Origin of the sequence: Bacillus sp. AFS017336, from assembly GCF_002555445.1 — a bacterium.
Classification (GTDB): domain Bacteria; phylum Bacillota; class Bacilli; order Bacillales; family Bacillaceae_G; genus Gottfriedia.
In genome coordinates, this window is record NZ_NUCO01000030.1 from 120568 (window position 1) to 140337 (window position 19770).

14 protein-coding genes are annotated in these 19770 nt (G+C 34.3%); 13 read left to right on the plus strand and 1 reads right to left on the minus strand.

The genetic code is table 11. The features are described from left to right. Positions 1–2 precede the first annotated feature (2 nt). Positions 3–1340: a 6-phospho-beta-glucosidase gene (locus CN601_RS18250; protein ID WP_098171864.1), complete on the plus strand. Its 1338-nt coding sequence runs from the start codon at positions 3–5 to the stop codon at positions 1338–1340. Positions 1341–1429: 89 nt separating this feature from the next. Next, positions 1430–2146, plus strand: a complete 717-nt coding sequence (chbG, locus tag CN601_RS18255; protein ID WP_098171865.1) for a chitin disaccharide deacetylase — start codon at positions 1430–1432, stop codon at positions 2144–2146. A gap of 54 nt (positions 2147–2200) precedes the next feature. On the opposite strand, the gene CN601_RS18260 is transcribed toward chbG, so the two are convergent. Next, complete coding sequence (locus CN601_RS18260) at positions 2201–4930, minus strand: sigma-54-dependent transcriptional regulator (RefSeq protein ID WP_098171866.1); 2730 nt, start codon at positions 4928–4930, stop codon at positions 2201–2203. A gap of 146 nt (positions 4931–5076) precedes the next feature. Here CN601_RS18260 and rpoN point away from each other — a divergent pair, with 146 nt between their 5' ends. The 11 genes from rpoN (at position 5077) to CN601_RS18315 (ending at position 19731) form a co-directional block, all read left to right on the plus strand. Further along, positions 5077–6378 carry an RNA polymerase factor sigma-54 gene (gene rpoN, locus CN601_RS18265; RefSeq protein ID WP_098171867.1) on the plus strand — a complete coding sequence of 434 codons (1302 nt, stop codon included), beginning with the start codon at positions 5077–5079 and terminating at the stop codon, positions 6376–6378. Positions 6379–6395: 17 nt separating this feature from the next. Next, complete coding sequence (locus tag CN601_RS18270; RefSeq protein ID WP_098171885.1) at positions 6396–6629, plus strand: glutaredoxin family protein; 234 nt, start codon at positions 6396–6398, stop codon at positions 6627–6629. 194 nt (positions 6630–6823) lie between these two features. Next, positions 6824–7852: a sugar-binding transcriptional regulator gene (locus CN601_RS18275; protein WP_098118700.1), complete on the plus strand. Its 1029-nt coding sequence runs from the start codon at positions 6824–6826 to the stop codon at positions 7850–7852. A gap of 48 nt (positions 7853–7900) precedes the next feature. Continuing rightward, a complete protein-coding gene (gene gap, locus CN601_RS18280; RefSeq protein WP_098118699.1) occupies positions 7901–8908 on the plus strand; it encodes a type I glyceraldehyde-3-phosphate dehydrogenase in 1008 nt (335 codons plus the stop codon). A 243-nt stretch (positions 8909–9151) separates the two neighbouring features. Continuing rightward, positions 9152–10333 carry a phosphoglycerate kinase gene (locus CN601_RS18285; protein ID WP_098118698.1) on the plus strand — a complete coding sequence of 394 codons (1182 nt, stop codon included), beginning with the start codon at positions 9152–9154 and terminating at the stop codon, positions 10331–10333. Between the two features lie 79 nt (positions 10334–10412). Next, positions 10413–11168 carry a triose-phosphate isomerase gene (tpiA, locus tag CN601_RS18290; protein ID WP_098171868.1) on the plus strand — a complete coding sequence of 252 codons (756 nt, stop codon included), beginning with the start codon at positions 10413–10415 and terminating at the stop codon, positions 11166–11168. Next, complete coding sequence (gpmI, locus tag CN601_RS18295; protein WP_098171869.1) at positions 11168–12700, plus strand: 2,3-bisphosphoglycerate-independent phosphoglycerate mutase; 1533 nt, start codon at positions 11168–11170, stop codon at positions 12698–12700. Before tpiA ends, gpmI begins: the two co-directional genes overlap by 1 nt. A gap of 67 nt (positions 12701–12767) precedes the next feature. After that, entirely contained in the window at positions 12768–14063 is a 1296-nt protein-coding gene (eno, locus tag CN601_RS18300; protein WP_098118695.1) for a phosphopyruvate hydratase, read from the plus strand. Between the two features lie 266 nt (positions 14064–14329). Beyond that, a complete protein-coding gene (locus CN601_RS18305) occupies positions 14330–15580 on the plus strand; it encodes an MFS transporter (RefSeq protein ID WP_098171870.1) in 1251 nt (416 codons plus the stop codon). 198 nt (positions 15581–15778) lie between these two features. Further along, entirely contained in the window at positions 15779–17311 is a 1533-nt protein-coding gene (locus CN601_RS18310) for a Ppx/GppA family phosphatase (protein ID WP_306659833.1), read from the plus strand. Between the two features lie 299 nt (positions 17312–17610). After that, positions 17611–19731: an RNA degradosome polyphosphate kinase gene (locus tag CN601_RS18315; protein ID WP_373604990.1), complete on the plus strand. Its 2121-nt coding sequence runs from the start codon at positions 17611–17613 to the stop codon at positions 19729–19731. The last annotated feature ends 39 nt before the right edge of the window (positions 19732–19770 follow it).

Consider the following 19770-nt stretch of genomic DNA (forward strand, 5'->3'; position numbering starts at 1 on the left):
AGATGAGAAACGGTATTAAAATAGCAACAATTGGTGGCGGTTCAAGTTATACTCCAGAATTGATTGAAGGATTTATTAAACGTTATGATGAGTTACCTGTTAGGGAGCTTTGGTTAGTAGATATTGAAGAAGGTAGAGAAAAACTTGAAATCGTAGGAAGTCTAGCAAAGAGAATGGTAGAAAAAGCGGGAGTTCCTATGGAAATTCATTTAACACTTGATCGTCGCGCTGCTCTAAAAGACGCTGATTTTGTTACTACTCAGTTCCGTGTAGGTTTACTTGAAGCTCGTATGAAAGATGAGCGAATTCCATTAAAGTATGGAGTCATTGGTCAAGAAACAAATGGTCCAGGTGGTCTGTTTAAAGCACTTCGTACAATTCCAGTTATTTTAGATATTGTAAAAGATATTGAAGAACTTTGTCCGAATGCTTGGTTAGTGAACTTTACGAATCCTACGGGCATTTTAACTGAAGCGATTTTAAGATATACAAGCTTCCGTAAAGTGGTAGGTTTATGTAATGTACCAATTCATATTCATATGAATATAGCAAAAGGTCTAGGTGTAGAGCCTGAGCGTGTCCATATTGATTTTATGGGATTAAATCATATGGTTTACGGAACGAAAGTATTGTTAGATGGTGAAGATGTTACAAGTCGTGTTGTAAGTGAGTTTGCACGACCTACTGAAAGTATGACGATGCAAAATATTAAGGCAATGGATTGGAATCCAGATTTCATTGAAGCACTAGGAGCGATTCCTTGTCCGTATCATCGTTACTACTATCAATCTAAAGTAATGCTAGAGGAAGAACTAGAGGCTGCGAAAAAAGATGGCACTCGCGCTGAGGTTGTAAAAAAATTAGAAGAATCATTATTTGAATTATATAAAGATCCTAATTTAAGTATTAAGCCACCACAATTAGAAAAGCGTGGGGGAGCATATTATAGTGATGCTGCATGTCGATTAATATCATCTCTATATAACAATAAAGGTGATATTCAACCTGTTAACACAATGAATAATGGGGCGATTGCTTCTATACCAGATGACTGTGCAGTTGAAGTAAGTGCAGTCATTACAAAGGATGGCCCGAAACCACTAACAATGGGAGATTTACCAGTGGCTGTACGTGGTTTAGTTCAACAAATTAAATCATTTGAGCGAGTTGCTGCAGAAGCTGGTGTAACTGGCGATTATAAAACTGCTTTACTTGCAATGTGTATTAATCCACTAGTTGGGTCTGATAGTTTAGCAAAACAAATTTTAGATGAAATGTTAGAAGCGCACAAAGAGCATTTACCTCAATTTTTCAAAAACGAAAAAGTAGCAGCGAATTAACATTTTAATCGATTAAAGTGAGGGATGTAACTCGAATGTGCGAGGACATCCCTTTTTAATTAGTAAATTGAAGAAAAGGGGATTGAAGAATGACTAAGCTTATTGTAAATGCAGATGATTACGGATATTCAAAAGGTGTAAATTTCGGTATTATTGAAGCACATTTGAATGGCATAGTGAATTCTGCAACGATGATGATGAATATGTATGCGGTGGAGCATGGAATTGAATTAGCAAAATTGCATCCTACGCTGGGACTAGGTGTACATCTTGTCTTAACAGCGGGCAGGCCATTATTAACTGATTTACAAACAATTGTAGATCAAAATGGCGTTTTCCTTAAGAACAGTTATTGGTACGATTATCCAGTTGTTAATGTAGAAGAAGTAGAAAAGGAATGGGATGCGCAAATTCAAAAGTTCCTTTCGTTCGGTTTGAAGCCTACGCATCTAGATAGCCATCACCATGTACACATGATTCCTATTCTCCACCCAGTTATTGCGAAACTATCTCAAAAATATGATCTTCCAGTCCGTGTTTCTCCTGAAAGCCAAATAGTCGGAATTAAACCATTTACTGATCAATTATTAACTGATTTTTATGGTAGTGAAATTCCAGCAAACTATATCGAGACAATAAAAGAAAGAATAAATAAAGGTGTAGAGTCAGTAGAAATTATGGTGCATCCTGCATTAGTTGATAATCATTTGAAAAATGGTACTTCATATTGTTTTGAACGATTAACAGAACTTGATATTTTAACGAACTCAAATCTTCCAGAGGGAGTAGAGTTAGTAAAATATTAATATAGAATGTAGAAAAGCCAGTTCCTTCTAATTGAAAGAACTGGCTTTTCTAGTCTATTTTAACAAATTGCTTTCTTTTTTCTGCTCCTCTTGTTCTTTGTCATTTCTAGAATAAAATTCCATTAAATAACATATTTCATCATCAGGTATGATAATGTCACAAGATTCCTCAATTTGTTGCAGTATTTTTTTTATTTTTAAATATAGCAGATAGTCACTGTTTATTTTATCTTCTTTGTCTTTAAACGGAATTAAAGGCTGTGAGTTTTGAATTCGATCAATCATGCAGCTCATATGAATAACAATACCCATCAAATCCTCATTTTTGAAAAACTTATCTGTTTGGACTTGAATATCATTTAGGGCGCGTCTAATCACACTGATTACCTTTTTAGCATCCTTTAAAGAAATCGTTTCTTGTAATGTTTCAGCCATTTTTAAGTACGTCTCTTCATATGTTATTAATTCCTGTATTTTCTTTGTAGCCTTCATGTTTAATACATCTTGTAAATGGAATGTGTTGAATGGAACGCTTATATCAAAATTTGAAACGATACAAACGATACTTCGTTCTTTAGAAATATCATTTAGCATTTTTTGTAATTCTTCTTTATTTAAAAGACTAATTGGAACGATTTCTAGCATCTCTTTATCATAGACCAAGTTATTCGCTAGTATATTTTTAATGGCTATTGCACTTCCTTGACCAGTCAGACATGCAGTTAAAATGACTGAACGATTAAATTCTGGTTGTTTCGTTTTATTTGCATGTGAATTGATGAAGAAAGTAGTTAGGTTTCGTACATCTTGGTATAGTTCGTCCAAACTATAGCCTAATGTCGCTTTTCTAGATGCTTCTATTACATGTGCGGTACTTACCATTTGAATCACACGTACAGGGATCGAAAATTCGGCTTCAATAATATCACCAATATAAGCTAATGAACCCATATCAATACAAAGTAAAATGCCATTTAATTTACCTAATGATTTTATATAATCTTTTACGCGAATTAAGAAATCTTGTGGTGGTTCACTTAAAGGCATATCAATTCCGATAACTTCCTCGTTTTCTAGCAGTTCATTTGTTACATTGGCCATCTCTCTTGCAATTCCGCTACCATGAGCCAAAACAATTACTTTTACATTTGAACTAGGCACTTTAAAATCTTCGTTCCCATATACAAAAAACATCGTAATAAATGCTACTTCATCAAATGGAATTGAAACGTTTGAAAAATCTTCAATCATTTTTACACATTCGATTGAAACGGAAAACTCGTTTTTATATTGATCTCGAATTTGAGTTATATTTGGATGATGTATTTTCTTGTTTGACTGAATACGTTGTAATAGCGTTTGTATATGCAAGCTAAGAGCAACAAGTATTTTTTCGTTAAATCTCTTATTTAATTTTTCTTCTGCGAGTTTTAGTACTTTTTCACTTAATGTGACGATTTCAGGCTTTATTATTTTTTGGACATTTTCTTTACTAGATAGTTTTCGATTAATGGAGGTAATGTAATGCGTAAAGTAGCTTTCAATATCGTTTTCCATTAGTAAAGATAACTCGTCCTGGTTAACGCCACGTTGTTTAAGTTCTTCGTACTTTGTATCAATTCGGTCATAAATTGTATCCGCAGAATGATCCATTTGAGGATTACTGATTATGCCTTTAGTTGGCGAAAATTCGAAATACTCATTTAGCAGTGTGATTGAATGCTTTACCTTTTTTTCAATGAATAAGCCTTCTTTCACATACCAGTTTAAATCGGTGCTATGAATTCGGATTTTGTCATGCTTATGAGTGATAAAATCTGCATAGGCTTTGGCACAGGCTAACTGAATATCGGCTTTCAATTGACCGATATTATTTTGACACGGATAGAATAGGAAAGAACGAATCGTATTGGCACTTACAACGATTTCTTTGCCAAGACGAAGACTTTCTTCAGAGAAAAATCGCTTAATGAGTGTAAATCTTTCATCGTAAGTTCGATCTCTTAATGCCGGTAATGTAATGACCATAGGAATACGACGTGTAAATGTAGATAATAAAGTTGAACTAGGGTCTTCAGTAGTAGCCGAAATGATTAAAACATTTGATGTTCGCTCATTTTCAGTCTCTCCTAGTCGTCTATACAACTTATAATCAATAAATGTAAATAACATTTCTTGACCTTCAGGAGTAAGACGATGTACCTCATCTAAAAATAAAATTCCATTATTCGCTTTTTCAAGTAAACCCTTTTGTTCAGTTGCCCCTGTATATGCACCTTTTCTTACACCGAAAAGCTGTCCTAATAATAGCTGAGGATTATTAGCGTAGTCTGCACAGTTAAATATAATGAAGGGAGAATCCTTTCGCAAAACATTTGAACGAATTGCGAAGTCATGCATTCTAGCTGCAAAAGCAGATTTACCAACGCCTGTCTCACCAAGTATTAATGTGTGCATACCATTTGGTGGATAAAGAATCGCCGACCTTGCTTTTTCAATCGCTGGTCTTAAACTAATGTTTTCTTCATAAAAATATTCATACTTATATTCTGAATTTGCCGGATTGTTTTGAAAGTGATTAGTTTGTTGTAAAGTATGAGACTGAAGTTTAAAAACTACAGGTCTAGAATTCGTTTTAACCAATGAACCTTCTTTAACTAATTTATTTAAATCACTGCTAACGTTAGCTCTGTCTAAATTTAATTTTTGTGAGATCTCAATAGCAGTAAAACCTTGCTCCTTACTTTGTAGAAAAACTTCGTAAATTTGATTTTTTCTATTCATAATGGCCCCCCATCATAAAGAGTTGTATACTTTTACTATACAGGAAAAAGTAAACGGTTTCACCATTTTTTAATTAATACAACAATTCGTCAAGTACTATGAAAAAGTTAAATATAGAGTAAAATAGTATAAGGGAGTGAAGTAGTATGGAAATGAATTTAATGCAAAAACAATCATTGAAACTTGCAATGACTCAGGAACTACGACAAGCCATTACAATGCTTCAATTTAATGCCCAAGAGCTTACGGATTTTTTATCTGAACAATCATTAGAAAATCCCTTAATTGAAGTTGAAACCCCTTATAACGATTATCCTTCCTCAAAAATCAAACAACAAACTACTGTAGGCGGACAAGGAATTGAGTTATACACTCGAAGAACAGAAACGCTACAAGAGGAACTTGTTAGTCAGTTAAATGAGTTGAAAATTGAGACTGAGGAATATAGAATTATTAAATATTTAATTTATAACTTAGATAAAAATGGATTCTTGATGGAGTCAGATGAAGAACTTATTCAAGAACTGAATATCTCTTTCGTTCAGTTACAAATCTGCATTGAAATGCTTCAGAGGTTTGAACCAGCAGGAGTTGGAGCAAGATCTGTTAAAGAATGTTTACTTATACAGTTAAATGGACTTGAAGCAGAAACAACAATTGCAGACCAGGTCATTGATCTGTATTTTGACCAATTTGTTAATAAAAATTGGAAAGAGATTGCAAAAAAACTTAAGATTAGTTTGCCTGAATTACAAAAGGAAATTGATTTAATTTTGACGTTGCAACCTAGACCAGGTTTAAATTATTTCCAAGACCAAGTAAATTATGTTGCCCCTGATTTATCGGTCGAAAAAATAGGTGGAGAATTCGTTGTACTTATTAATGATAAAATAATGCCACGTTTAAAAGTACTTAGTGAATATTCCTCCATTTTAAATGGTCAACATGAGAAGGAAGTTTCAACTTATTTAAAAGATAAAAACACACAAGTTAACTGGTTAATGAAAAGCTTAGAAGAAAGAAAATCAACGATGTTAGCTGTAATGAATTGTATACTTAGAAAGCAAATTGCTTTTTTTGAAAAAGGTCCTGCTAATTTAAAAACACTGACATTAAAAGAGATTGCTGAAGAACTTTCATTACATGAATCAACGATCAGTCGTACTTGTAAAAACAAATATGTACAAACGCCATATGGTTTATTTGAAATGAAGAAATTTTTCCATCAAGGTGTAAGTGTTGATGGAGAAGAGCTTGCTTCAACGAGTGTGCAAGTATTCATAAAGCAATTAGTAGATGAAGAAAATAAAGAGAAACCACTATCAGATCAAAAACTTGTTGAATTATTAGCACAAAAGCATGGAGTGGAGATTTCCAGAAGAACTGTAGCTAAATATAGGGATATACTTAGAATTCCTGGTTCGTCAAAACGAAAGCGCTTTAGTTAAAGGAGAATTAGATGTCAATTAAGTTAACTTTATATACAAAAGAGAATTGTGGATTATGTGAAGAAGCAAAAGAATCAATTCGATTAGCCCAATCGGAATATAAAATAGAAGTAAATGAAATTGATATTTATTCTGATGACGCATTATTAGAGGAATATCAGTTGATGATTCCGGTTATTCAAATGGACGGGGGAACAATTGCATACGGCAAAATTCATAAGATTGACATATTAAATGCAATAAATAGGTAGTTATCAGTTGAAAGAAATGAATGACCCTGTTACAATGTAAATGTAGCAGGGTTATTTCACTTCTGGAGTAAATCTTGTTCAAAAAAAAACAACGTTGAAAAACGCTGTAATTTTTTTAAAACAAGTGGGACATAATATGTCATAGAGGGACATAAAAGGACCCAAGTGAATACTCTGTGAAAGAGGAGATGAAAATGAACCACATTTTAAAGCTACAACAAAAATTATTACCTGATCTAATACCGGTTATCCAAAAAAGATTTCAAATCCTACAGTATATAAGAATTATGCAACCGATCGGTCGAAGAAACTTGTCTGCAAGCGTAGGATTAACAGAAAGAGTACTTAGATCAGAAGTTGCCCTATTAAAAGAGCAAAGACTGATTAATGTCGCATCTTCGGGTATGACATTAACGGATGAAGGACTAAGCTTACTTCTAGACCTAGAAGAACCAATGCGTGAGCTATTCGGTTTGAAAAATATTGAAGACTTGCTAAAAGATACATTTAATCTTAAAGAAGTAATCGTAGTTTCTGGCGATAGTGACGAACTGGACTGGGTAAAAAAGGAGATGGGTCGAGCAGCTGTTGGCTGTATAAACCAAAGAATAGAGACAAATAATATTGTTGCTGTTACCGGTGGTTCTACTTTAGCTGCTGTAGCCGAAATGATGAAAGATGACTCTAAAGACTTAAATCCCTTATTTGTTCCAGCACGAGGCGGTTTAGGAGAAGAAGTAAGAAATCAAGCGAATACGATTTGTGCAAAAATGGCTGAAATGGCTAAAGGTAATTATCGATTACTTCACCTGCCAGATGAACTTAGTGAAGAAGCTTATTTAACAATGATGGAAGAACCAAGAGTAAAAGAGGTTCTGAATTTGATTCGATCTTCTTCAATTGTAGTACACGGTATTGGTGACGCATTTACTATGGCTAAAAGAAGGCAGTCTTCATCAGAACAATTAGAAATTCTAACTGAGTCTGAGGCTGTAGGAGAGGCATTTGGATATTACTTTAATGAAAATGGTGAAGTTGTTTACAGAGTAAGAACAATTGGTTTACAACTGAACGAATTGGAGAAAATACCTTATGTGCTTGCTGTAGCAGGAGGTTCTTCTAAAGCAAAAGCAATGGCATCATTCTTAAAGAAGGGCCATGTAAACATCCTCGTCACAGACGAAGGAGCAGCAAAAGAGTTAATTAAAGGATGTTCCCTTTAAAATAAAATATAATAAAAGCTTCTACCTATTAAAAGGAGGAAATTAAAAATGGCAACTAAAATTGGTATTAATGGATTTGGACGTATCGGACGTATGGTTTTCCGCGCAAGCTTAAACAACCCAAACGTAGAGGTTGTAGCAATTAACGACTTAACAGATGCTAAAACTTTAGCTCACTTATTAAAATATGATTCAGTACACGGTTCAGTAAACGCTGATGTAGCTGTAAACGGTGATTCAATCGTAGTTAACGGTAACGAAATTAAAGTTATCGCTGAGCGTGACCCAGCAGCTTTACCTTGGAGCGATTACGGAGTAGAGGTTGTTGTTGAATCTACTGGTCGTTTCACAGATAAAAAAGACGCTGAAAAACACTTAGGTGGATCAGTTAAAAAAGTAATTATCTCTGCACCAGCTTCTAACGAAGATATCACGATCGTAATGGGTGTAAATGATGATAAATACGATGCAGCTAGCCACAATGTAATTTCAAACGCTTCTTGTACAACTAACTGTTTAGCTCCATTTGCTAAAGTATTAGACGAAAAATTTGGTATCAAACGTGGTATGATGACAACTGTTCACTCTTACACAAATGACCAACAAATTCTAGATTTACCACATAAAGATTTACGTCGTGCACGTGCTGCTGCAATGAGCATGATTCCAACAACTACTGGTGCTGCTAAAGCAGTTTCATTAGTATTACCTCAATTAAAAGGTAAATTAAACGGTGGTGCTGTACGTGTACCAACTGCTAACGTATCTTTAGTTGACTTAGTAGTAGAATTAAACGCTGAAGTTACTGCTGAAGAAGTAAATGCTGCATTTAAAGCTGCTTCTGAAGGTGAATTAAAAGGTATTTTAGGATATTCTGAAGAGCCATTAGTATCAATCGATTACAACGGTTGCTCAAACTCTTCTACAATCGATGCATTATCTACAATGACTATGGAAGGCAACATGGTTAAAATCCTTTCTTGGTACGATAATGAAACTGGTTACTCAACACGTGTAGTTGACTTAGTAGCTCACATCGCTTCAAAAGGTCTATAATTTTAATAAAAATTAATATGAGGGTGAGGGGAAATTCCTCCCCTCTTTTATTTGATAAAAATCCTCTTTTGTCACGAATCCAACACATTATAAAAAAATACTCTAGAAATAAATTCCAATTGATATACATAATCTGTTAAAATTGCGGTGACAATATCACAGAATAGATGCGACTTCAAAATGAGACGGATCGATAAGTGGAATTGAATATGGATGAATAAAAACGTACTGGAGGCACCTATTATGAACAAAAAGTCATTACATGACATTGATGTAAAGGGAAAACGCGTATTTTGCCGTGTGGATTTTAATGTACCAATGGCAAATGGTGAAGTAACAGATGATACACGTATTCGTGCTGCACTTCCTACAATTCAGTATTTAATAGAAAACGGAGCAAAAGTTATTTTAGCATCTCATTTAGGTCGTCCAAAAGGACAAGTAAATGAAGATTTACGTTTAAATGCTGTTGCTCAACGTTTAAGTGAAAAATTAGGTAAAAACGTAATTAAAACTGATGAAGCATACGGCCCTAAAGTTCAAGAAGAAATTAGCAAAATGAACGAAGGCGATGTTTTATTATTAGAAAACGTTCGTTTCTACCCAGGTGAAGAGAAAAATGACGATGCTTTAGCAAAAGAATTTGCTGCTTTAGCGGATGTATATGTAAATGATGCATTTGGTGCTGCTCACCGTGCGCATGCAACTACTGCTGGTATTGCAAAATATATCCCAGCTGTAGCAGGTTTCTTAATGGAAAAAGAAATTAATGTTTTAGGTAAAGCACTTTCTAACCCAGAGCGTCCATTTACAGCTATTATCGGTGGAGCGAAAGTTCGAGATAAAATTGGTGTAATTGAAAACTTATTAGAAAAAGTTGATAACTTAATCATTGGTGGCGGATTAGCTTATACATTCTTAAAAGCAAAAGGCTATGAAATTGGTAAGTCTCTTTTAGAAGAGGATAAAATTGATTTAGCGAATGAGTTTATGCAAAAAGCAGAAGCAAAAGGCGTTAAATTCTACATGCCAATCGATGCAATTATTGCTGACAAATTTGGTGAAGATGCTAATACGCAAGAAGTTGATATTGATAGCATTCCTGCAGATTGGGAAGCTCTTGATATTGGACCGAAAACAACTGCTCTTTATGCAGATGTAATTAAAAGTTCTAAATTAGTTATTTGGAATGGACCAATGGGCGTATTTGAAATCGATAAATTTGCACAAGGTACTATTGGAGTAGCACAAGCTTTAGCAGATTCAGATGCTTACTCAATTATCGGTGGAGGAGACTCAGCTGCGGCTGCTGAAAAATTCGGTTTAGCAGATAAAATGAGCCACATATCTACTGGTGGTGGTGCTTCTTTAGAATTTATGGAAGGTAAAGAACTTCCAGGAGTAGCATTATTAAACGATAAATAAGTCTAATAGCTTTACAATTTTTAGTAATTGAAATAGAGTAAGATTTTATGTCTTACCAATTGTTAGGAAGGTGTTTCTTATGCGTAAACCTATAATTGCAGGTAACTGGAAAATGAATAAAACGCTTAGCGAAGCGATGACATTTGTTGAAGAAGTAAAAAATAGCATTCCATCATCTGATAGAGTAGATTCAGCAGTTTGTGCTCCTGCTTTATTTATTGCACCAATGTTGTATGGTACAAAAGGAACGGAATTAAAAATTGGTTCTCAAAATGTAAGTGATAAAGATAGTGGTGCTTATACTGGAGAAATTAGCCCAGTTGCACTTAAAGATCTAGGAGTAACTTATGCTATTATCGGACATTCTGAACGTCGCGAATATTATGGCGAAACAGATGAGTTTATTAATAGTAAAACAAAAAAAGCTTTCGAACATGGTCTTACGCCAATCCTTTGCTGTGGTGAAACACTTGAAGAACGTGAAGGCGGTAAATTTGAGGAAGTTATTCGCACTCAATTAACAGCTGATCTTGCAGGTCTTACAGATGAGCAAGTGAAGAATTTAGTTATTGCTTATGAACCGATTTGGGCAATTGGAACAGGTAAATCTGCTACAGAAAAAGATGCGCAAGATTCATGTAAATTTGTTCGTGATGTTGTAGCATGTCTTTATGATGAAGCTGTTGCAGAATCTGTACGCGTACAATATGGCGGTAGCGTAAAACCTGAAAATATTAAAGAGTATATGGCTCAACCTGATATTGACGGAGCGTTAGTAGGTGGAGCAAGCTTAGAACCAGCTTCTTTCCTTGCATTATTGGAGGCTGTTAAGTAATGAGTAAGCAACCAGTAGCGTTAATTATCCTAGACGGATTTGGTTTACGCGACGAAACATTTGGAAATGCTGTTGCACAAGCGAAGAAACCAAATTATGATAGATATTGGAATAAATATCCGCATGCACAATTAACTGCTAGCGGTGAAGCAGTAGGTTTACCCCAAGGACAAATGGGTAACTCTGAGGTTGGTCATTTAAATATCGGAGCTGGACGAATTGTTTATCAAAGCTTAACGCGTGTAAATAAAGCAATTCGTGAAGGTGAATTTGAAAAAAATGATACATTCATCGACGCAATTAAAAGTGCAAAAGAAAAAGACAAAGCATTACATATTTTTGGATTACTGTCTGATGGCGGTATTCACAGCCATATTAATCACATGTTTGCTTTATTAAAATTAGCTGCTGAAGAAGGTATGAAGAAAGTATATTTACACGCTTTCCTAGATGGCCGAGATGTTGGCCCAACTACAGCTAAAAAATATATTGATCAAACAGAAGCTAAGTTTAAAGAATATGGTGTAGGTGAATTCGCAACAATCTCTGGTCGTTATTATTCGATGGACCGTGACAAGCGTTGGGATCGTGTTGAAAAATGCTATTGTGCAATGGTATATGGAGAAGGCCCAACTTATACAAGCCCTTACGAATTAATTGAAGATTCATATGCAAACGGAATCCACGATGAGTTCGTATTGCCTTCAGTTATGGTTAAAGAAGATGGCGCTCCAGTTGCGACGATAGGTGATGAAGATTCAATTATCTTCTACAACTTCCGACCTGACCGTGCGATTCAAATTTCAAATGTATTTACAAATGATGATTTCCGTGACTTTGATCGTGGAAGTAAGTTCCCGAAAAATGTTCATTTCGTTTGTTTAACACATTTTAGTGAAACAGTACAAGGCTACGTTGCATTTAAACCAACTAACCTTGATAACACTTTAGGCGAAGTACTTGCTCAAAATAACTTAAATCAATTACGTATTGCTGAAACGGAAAAATATCCACATGTTACATTCTTCTTTAGTGGTGGCCGTGAAGCGCAATTCCCAGGTGAAGAACGTATTTTGATCAACTCGCCAAAAGTAGCAACATACGATTTACAACCCGAAATGAGTGCTTATGAAGTAAGAGATGCGCTAGTAAAAGAAATTGCTGCAGATAAGCATGACGTAATTATTTTAAACTTTGCAAATCCGGATATGGTTGGACATTCAGGTAAACTTGAGCCGACAATTAAAGCAATTGAAGCGGTTGACGAGTGTTTAGGCGATGTAGTTGATGCAATTCTTGCAAAAGGCGGAAAAGCAATCATTACAGCTGACCATGGAAATGCTGATGAGGAAATTACACCTGAGGGTGAACCTATGACTGCTCACACGACTAACCCTGTACCAGTTATTGTAACTGAAGAAGGTATTACGTTACGTGAAGATGGTATTTTAGGTGATTTAGCTCCAACAGTTCTTGCTTTATTAAAAGTAGAACAACCAAAAGAAATGACTGGTAAATCACTTATTAAATAAGTGAGCAGTTATCTATAAATAAGTTACTAATTATGCGTATAAACGCAATAAAAGGAGAGATTTTATTATGTCAATGATTATTGATATTTATGCTCGCGAAGTATTAGATTCTCGTGGTAACCCTACTGTAGAAGTAGAAGTTTATACAGAAGATGGCGGTTTTGGCCGTGCATTAGTACCAAGTGGTGCTTCAACTGGTGAATACGAAGCAGTTGAACTACGTGATGGTGACAAATCTCGTTACCTTGGTAAAGGTGTTGAGAAAGCTGTATCAAACGTTAATGATATTTTAGCTGAAGAAATCGTTGGATACGAAGTAACTGACCAAGTTTCAATCGACCGTCGTATGATTGAAGTAGATGGTACTGAAAACAAAGGTAAATTAGGCGCTAACGCAATCCTTGGTGTATCTATGGCAGTAGCTCGTGCAGCTGCTGATGAATTAGGTTTACCATTATACCAATACCTTGGTGGATTTAACGCGAAGCAATTACCAGTTCCAATGATGAACATCATCAATGGTGGTTCTCATGCTGATAATAACGTTGATTTCCAAGAATTCATGATCTTACCTGTTGGTGCTGATAGCTTTAAAGAAGCAATCCGTATGGGTACTGAAATCTTCCACAATCTTAAAGCTGTTTTACATGACAAAGGTTTAAACACTGCTGTAGGTGACGAAGGTGGATTCGCTCCAAACCTTGGTTCAAACCGTGAAGCTTTAGAAGTAATCATGGAAGCAATCGATAAATCTGGTTACAAAGCTGGCGAACAAGTATTCTTAGGAATGGATGTTGCATCTTCAGAATTCTTCAACAAAGAAACTGGTAAATATGATCTTGCAGGCGAAGGGCGTACTGGCGTATCTTCAGCTGAAATGGTTGATTTCTATGAGCAACTTTGCAACGACTTCCCAATTCTTTCAATTGAGGATGGTTTAGATGAAAACGACTGGGATGGTCACAAATTATTAACAGAACGTTTAGGTAACCGAGTTCAATTAGTAGGTGACGATTTATTCGTTACAAACACTAAAAAATTAGCTGAAGGTATTGAAAAAGGTATCGCTAACTCAATCCTTATCAAAGTTAACCAAATCGGTACATTAACTGAAACTTTCGATGCAATCGAAATGGCTAAACGTGCTGGTTACACAGCTGTAGTTTCTCACCGTTCAGGTGAAACTGAAGATAGCACAATCGCTGATATCGCAGTAGCTACAAATGCTGGTCAAATCAAAACTGGTTCTGCTTCTCGTACAGACCGTATTGCTAAATACAACCAATTATTACGTATTCAAGACGAGTTAGGCGACAGCGCAGTATACCAAGGATTAAAATCTTTCTACAACTTAAGAAAATAATTTAATCAAAACTAAGTGCATTAACAAAAAACATAATCCATTATAGACACGTAAAAAGAGAAGGATCGTCACCTTCTCTTTTTTTTTTTTTGATTTTTTTGTTTCTGTCCTTTAAATAAGAAAAAGTGAGTATATCTAAATAAAAGGATTGATTGTTAAAGAAATTTAATGTTAAAATGGGAATATACGTTCTTATAAATAGTGATTCATACGTCATAAATTTTTATTCAAAATTGGAGTGTATTAAAAATAAGAGAGGGGAACAAATGAATACAACTACTTCAACAGCTTCAAATCCTTCAATGGCTTCTTTGCTAAAAAATCCTTTCATCCAGACAATTCTTGCAGCGGGTTTGTTTATTCAAGTAGGTATTTGGATTCGCAATTTTGCAATCTTATTATTTGTTGTGGAAAAGACAAATGGCGATGCAACAGCGGTATCACTTATTTCAGTTGCTGAATTTGCGCCGATTTTTATTTTTTCTTTTATCGGTGGAACCTTCGCCGATCGTTGGAAACCAAAGCGTACTATGGTGTGGTGTGATCTTTTAAGTGCTGCATCTATTTTTGTTATACTGATTGCCCTATTATATGGGAGCTGGAAGTTTATATTTTTTGCTACATTAGTTTCAGCGATATTGTCTCAGTTTTCTCAGCCTTCTAATATGAAATTATTTAAAGTTCATGTACCAGGTGAGCAAATGCAAGCTGGTATGTCCATCTTTCAAACGATGATGGCAATTTTTATGATTTTAGGACCAGTTTTAGGTACTTTTGTATTTCAACAAGCTGGAATGTATGTTTCGATGGCAATTGTAGGTATAGCTTTTCTTATGTCAGCTTTAGTGTTAACAAGGTTACCGAAAGACCAAGAAGAAGAAAAATCAGAGCATACTTCATCATTAGTAGAAGAGATGAAGCTAGGATTCCAATACGTTTGGTCTCGAAAAATACTAGTCTATTTAGGAGGGGTATTTGCAGCAGCCGGATTAGGGATAGGTCTAATTCATCCACTAGCAATTTTTTTAGTAACGGAACGACTAGGACTAGATAAGGGATATTTGCAATGGTTATTCGCTGCAAATGGTGCCGCAATGATTATTGGTGGTGGTCTAATTATGGTAATTTCTAATAAGTTAGCACCGCATGTTTTATTATTTATTGGTATGGCAGTTAATGCAATTGGGATCTTTGTAATAGGTTGGTCTGAAGTATTTTGGCTAACGCTATTATCCGAATTTTTTATCGGGTTGTTTATGCCTGCACTGCATATCGGTATTAATACAATTATTTTAAAAAATACTGATGAAAAGTTTGTAGGTAGAGTGAACGGTATACTAACACCTTTATTTATGGGGGCTATGGTCATTACTATGAGCTTAGCAGGAGTATTAAAGGAACATTTTTCATTAGTTTCTATTTATCAAGTTTCAGCGTTATTGTTTGTTATTGGAATTATCATTATGGTACCGATGTTCAAAATCGTGAAAAATGCCGTAGTCGAAGCGAAATCATAAAGTAAGTTCATTTAAACCCTGATTATTTTAAAATAGTCAGGGTTTATTTATTTTTTGTTATTTTTATGTAAATTGAATGTAAGAATAATTGGGTATAAAGTATGATTTGACTTAGGGAAGTGAGTTTAGTCCCTATCTATTGATATAATGAAGGAAATAGAAAGTTAACTAAATTTTTAAATAAAGGATGATAATATATTGAAAGAGAAATACGCGATCATTGATATAGGTTCGAATACAATGAGACTTGTTATTTATGAACAAAGTAAAAGCGGTCGTATAAAAGAAGTCGAGAATATTAAAATGGTAGCTCGATTACGTAAATATTTAAATGATAAAGAAATCTTGAACAATGAAGGCGTGAATATTCTACTTAAAACACTTCTTATGTTTCAAGAGATTACTCGTCATCATAAAATTAATCAAATTAAATGTGTTGCGACTGCAACGATTAGACAGGCTATTAATCGAGATGAGATTATTAAACTAGTTGCGGAAGAAACTGATTTTACATTACAAGTTTTGTCGGGGTATGAAGAAGCATTTTATGGATTTCTTGCTGTTGTAAATTCTACTCCAATTCAAGAGGGAGTTACAATTGATATTGGTGGAGGTAGCACTGAGGTAACTTATTTTAAGAATCGAGATATGATTCATTATCATAGTTTTCCATTCGGAGCATTATCTTTGAAACAGGATTTTGTATCAAATGATATTCCAACTATAGAGGAAATGAAAGAACTTACTCAATACTTACAAAAGCAATTTGAATCATTAGAGTGGCTCAGAGGTAAGAAAGTTCCAATTGTTGCGATAGGAGGAAGTGCTCGTAATGTAGTGCAAATTCATCAAAGTTTAGTTGATTATCCAATTTCAGGTATACATCAATATGAGTTGAATTTTGAAGAAATTAGCTATATTAAAAATCACCTCTCAACGTTGTCATTTGATGATTTTCTAAGAATTGATGGTTTATCAAAAGATCGTGCTGATATTATCCTTCCAGCAATTGAAGTTTTTAAAGAGCTTTATTCAATCGTAAATGCTAAAAACTTTATTCTAAGTAATAAGGGTTTAAGAGACGGGATCTTTATAGAAGAGTTTGTTTTAAAGGGACGAAAATTGCTTCCTTGCGTGCTGGATAAAAGTTTTAGCGATTTAGAACAAGATTATGAAATAAATAGTAATCACGTAAATCATATAAAGATTTTAGTAAATCAATTAGTGGAACAAATTAGTAAAGCTAACCTATACCCGCTAAGGCCTGAAGATTTTTTAGATATAAATCTAGCGGCACGAGTTTATAATATTGGGCAATACATTGAAGAAGAATCAAGTAGTCAGCATACGTTTTATTTATTAGCTAATCGTACAATTGAAGGATTGAGTCATAAAGAGCGTATAAAAATAGCATTAATAGCTTCTTATAAAAATAAAAATAGCTTTAAGCAATTTAGTAAACCGTTTCTTGAATGGTTTACATCAGACGAACTTAAGAATTTACGATTTTTAGGGATTCTTTTAAAATTTGCTAATAGTTTAAACGCCTCTAAAAGAGAAGCAGTGAAGAAAATTGAACTTAAAGTAAATGGCGAGGATCTTATTCTGCAACTTAAATGTTTAGGTGATTCGACTGCTGAAGAAATAGAAGCTGAAAAAAGTAAAAAGCAATTAGAAAAATTATTAAATAAGACAATACGAATTTTTTTCGAAGAGCACAAATCTGAGTAATCGGATTGTGCTTTTTTGTTACATATTAAGAAAGTATAAATTGGCAACGGTGAAGAAATATCTGCAATTTTAGGTAGATGTATAAGTACAATTACGCTCCATCTTCTCCTAAAGGCTCGACAAACGGCGAGCTTTCTTTATAATAAAAATGGTAGAAATTAACAATTCTTTCATATATTTACAATAACTTAACATTCTATTAATATTGCATAAATTTTAGTATTGTAGGATTAATTTGTAGAAAAAATAAATTAAAAATAGAGTAATTATAACTAGAATATGTTCAAAAAAGGGTGTAAATGATGATAGCGACTAAAGAGGTAAAGGAAAAGAAGATCGAGTTAGCAGATCCGCAATATTATAATAATCGGGAATTAAGCTGGCTTGCTTTTAATGAGCGTGTTTTAGAAGAGGCTTTGGACGTACATAATCCTTTGCTTGAACGTTTGAAATTTTTGGCAATATTTAGTTCGAATTTGGATGAGTTTTTTATGGTGCGTGTTGCTGGATTAAAGGATCAAGTGAAAGCAGGGTTTAATAAGCCAGAAAATAAGGCTGGTTTAACACCGAAACATCAGCTTTCACAAATATCAACAGTTGGTCATGAACTAGTGAATTTGCAATATAAAACATTCCGAGAAACATTAATACCAAAATTAAAACAAGAGAACGTTCATTTAGTAAAATATCATGAACTTAGTGATCGACAAAAAAATTATTTAGAACAATATTTTGAAGAGCAAGTACTCCCTGTTCTAACACCTATGGCAATTGATGCGTATAGACCATTTCCAATGCTATTAAATAAAAGTTTAAATTTGGCAGTTTATTTAGAAGACTTGGCAGAGGAAGAAGAAAAACGTAATAAATTTGCGATTGTACAAGTACCTTCATTATTAAAAAGATTTATATCAATACCAACGCTTGATGAAAAGCATTGTTATATATTATTGGAAGATGCAATCACTGCATATATCCACCTTTTGTTTCGAGGATTTATCGTACGAGAAGTAGCGCAGTTTCGCATTACTAGAAATGCGGATATGACAATTCATGAAGAAGGAGCTAGAGACTTACTTCTTGAAATAGAAAAAGAATTAAAAAAGCGAAAATGGGGTTCGGCAGTTCGACTAGAAATAGGACAATCTGGGGCGAGCGATTACATTTTGAACTATTTATTGGAAGAACTAGACGTACATGGCAAAGATGTATATGAACTAGATGGACCGTTAGATTTAACATTTTTATTTAGTTTTTATAAGGAATTAGAAAAATATAAAGAGCACTTGGTTTACGAAACATTAATCCCACAGCCTCCACAAGATCTTGAATCCGATGAGGATATATTTGAAAAAATAATGGAACAAGATATATTGCTACATCATCCATACGAATCATTTGAACCGGTATTAGATTTTGTATTAGATGCTGCAAATGATCCAAGCGTCCTAGCGATAAAACAAACATTGTATCGAGTAAGTGGTGATTCCCCAATTATCGAGGCATTGAAACGTGCAGCGGAAAATGGTAAGCAAGTAACTGTTCTTGTTGAGTTAAAAGCTCGGTTTGATGAAGAAAACAATGTTCATTGGGCAAAGGAATTGGAAAAAGAGGGCTGCCATGTTATTTATGGAATGACTCATTTAAAAACCCATAGTAAAATCACGCTTGTTGTTCGCAAAAAGAATGGAAGAATTGAACGATTTGTCCATTTAGGTACCGGTAACTATAACGATGCAACTGCAAAAATTTATACAGATATGGGACTAATGACTGCTAATCGTCAAATTGGAGTAGATGCAACAAATTTTTTTAACTTTCTAAGTGGATTCATGGAAAAACCCGATTTTAGGCATTTATCAGTCGCTCCTTATAGTATCCGTCACGATTTTATTCGAATGATTGATGAAGAAATTGCATTTCATAGGCAGTATGGAAATGGGCGAATAATTGCTAAAATGAATTCTTTAACCGATAAGCAAATTATTATGAAGCTATATGAGGCGTCAAAAGCTGGTGTGAAAATTGATTTAATTGTTCGAGGAACTTGTTGCTTGCGTCCACAAATAAAAGGCGTAAGTGAAAATATTCGCGTCATTAGTATTGTCGGGCGGTTTTTAGAACATAGTCGAATCTATTATTTCTACCATAATGGAGAACAGAAAATCTTTTTATCATCTGCGGATTTAATGACTCGTAATATGGAAAAACGTGTTGAAATCTTTTTCCCAATATTTGCTGACCATATAAAAAAGCGAATTATGAACATTTTCCTTATGATGCTCTTCGATACTGCAAAAGCACGTGAGCAAGATGAAAATGGTGTTTATCACTATGTAAAAGGTATTGGAAATGAAAAATATAATAGCCAGAATGAATTGTTTAATTTGGCATATAATGTGCGGGAAGATGAAGAATAATTAAAAGTTAAAGAGAAGGGCATAAAACCTTCTCTTTTT

Coding starts and splice junctions, on each gene's coding strand:
- CN601_RS18250 (WP_098171864.1), top strand. CDS start 3: ATGAGAAACGGTATTAAAATAGCAACAATTGGTGGCGGTTCAAGTTAT.
- chbG (WP_098171865.1), top strand. CDS start 1,430: ATGACTAAGCTTATTGTAAATGCAGATGATTACGGATATTCAAAAGGT.
- CN601_RS18260 (WP_098171866.1), bottom strand. CDS start 4,930: ATGAATAGAAAAAATCAAATTTACGAAGTTTTTCTACAAAGTAAGGAG.
- rpoN (WP_098171867.1), top strand. CDS start 5,077: ATGGAAATGAATTTAATGCAAAAACAATCATTGAAACTTGCAATGACT.
- CN601_RS18275 (WP_098118700.1), top strand. CDS start 6,824: ATGAACCACATTTTAAAGCTACAACAAAAATTATTACCTGATCTAATA.
- gap (WP_098118699.1), top strand. CDS start 7,901: ATGGCAACTAAAATTGGTATTAATGGATTTGGACGTATCGGACGTATG.
- CN601_RS18285 (WP_098118698.1), top strand. CDS start 9,152: ATGAACAAAAAGTCATTACATGACATTGATGTAAAGGGAAAACGCGTA.
- tpiA (WP_098171868.1), top strand. CDS start 10,413: ATGCGTAAACCTATAATTGCAGGTAACTGGAAAATGAATAAAACGCTT.
- gpmI (WP_098171869.1), top strand. CDS start 11,168: ATGAGTAAGCAACCAGTAGCGTTAATTATCCTAGACGGATTTGGTTTA.
- eno (WP_098118695.1), top strand. CDS start 12,768: ATGTCAATGATTATTGATATTTATGCTCGCGAAGTATTAGATTCTCGT.
- CN601_RS18305 (WP_098171870.1), top strand. CDS start 14,330: ATGAATACAACTACTTCAACAGCTTCAAATCCTTCAATGGCTTCTTTG.
- CN601_RS18315 (WP_373604990.1), top strand. CDS start 17,611: ATGATGATAGCGACTAAAGAGGTAAAGGAAAAGAAGATCGAGTTAGCA.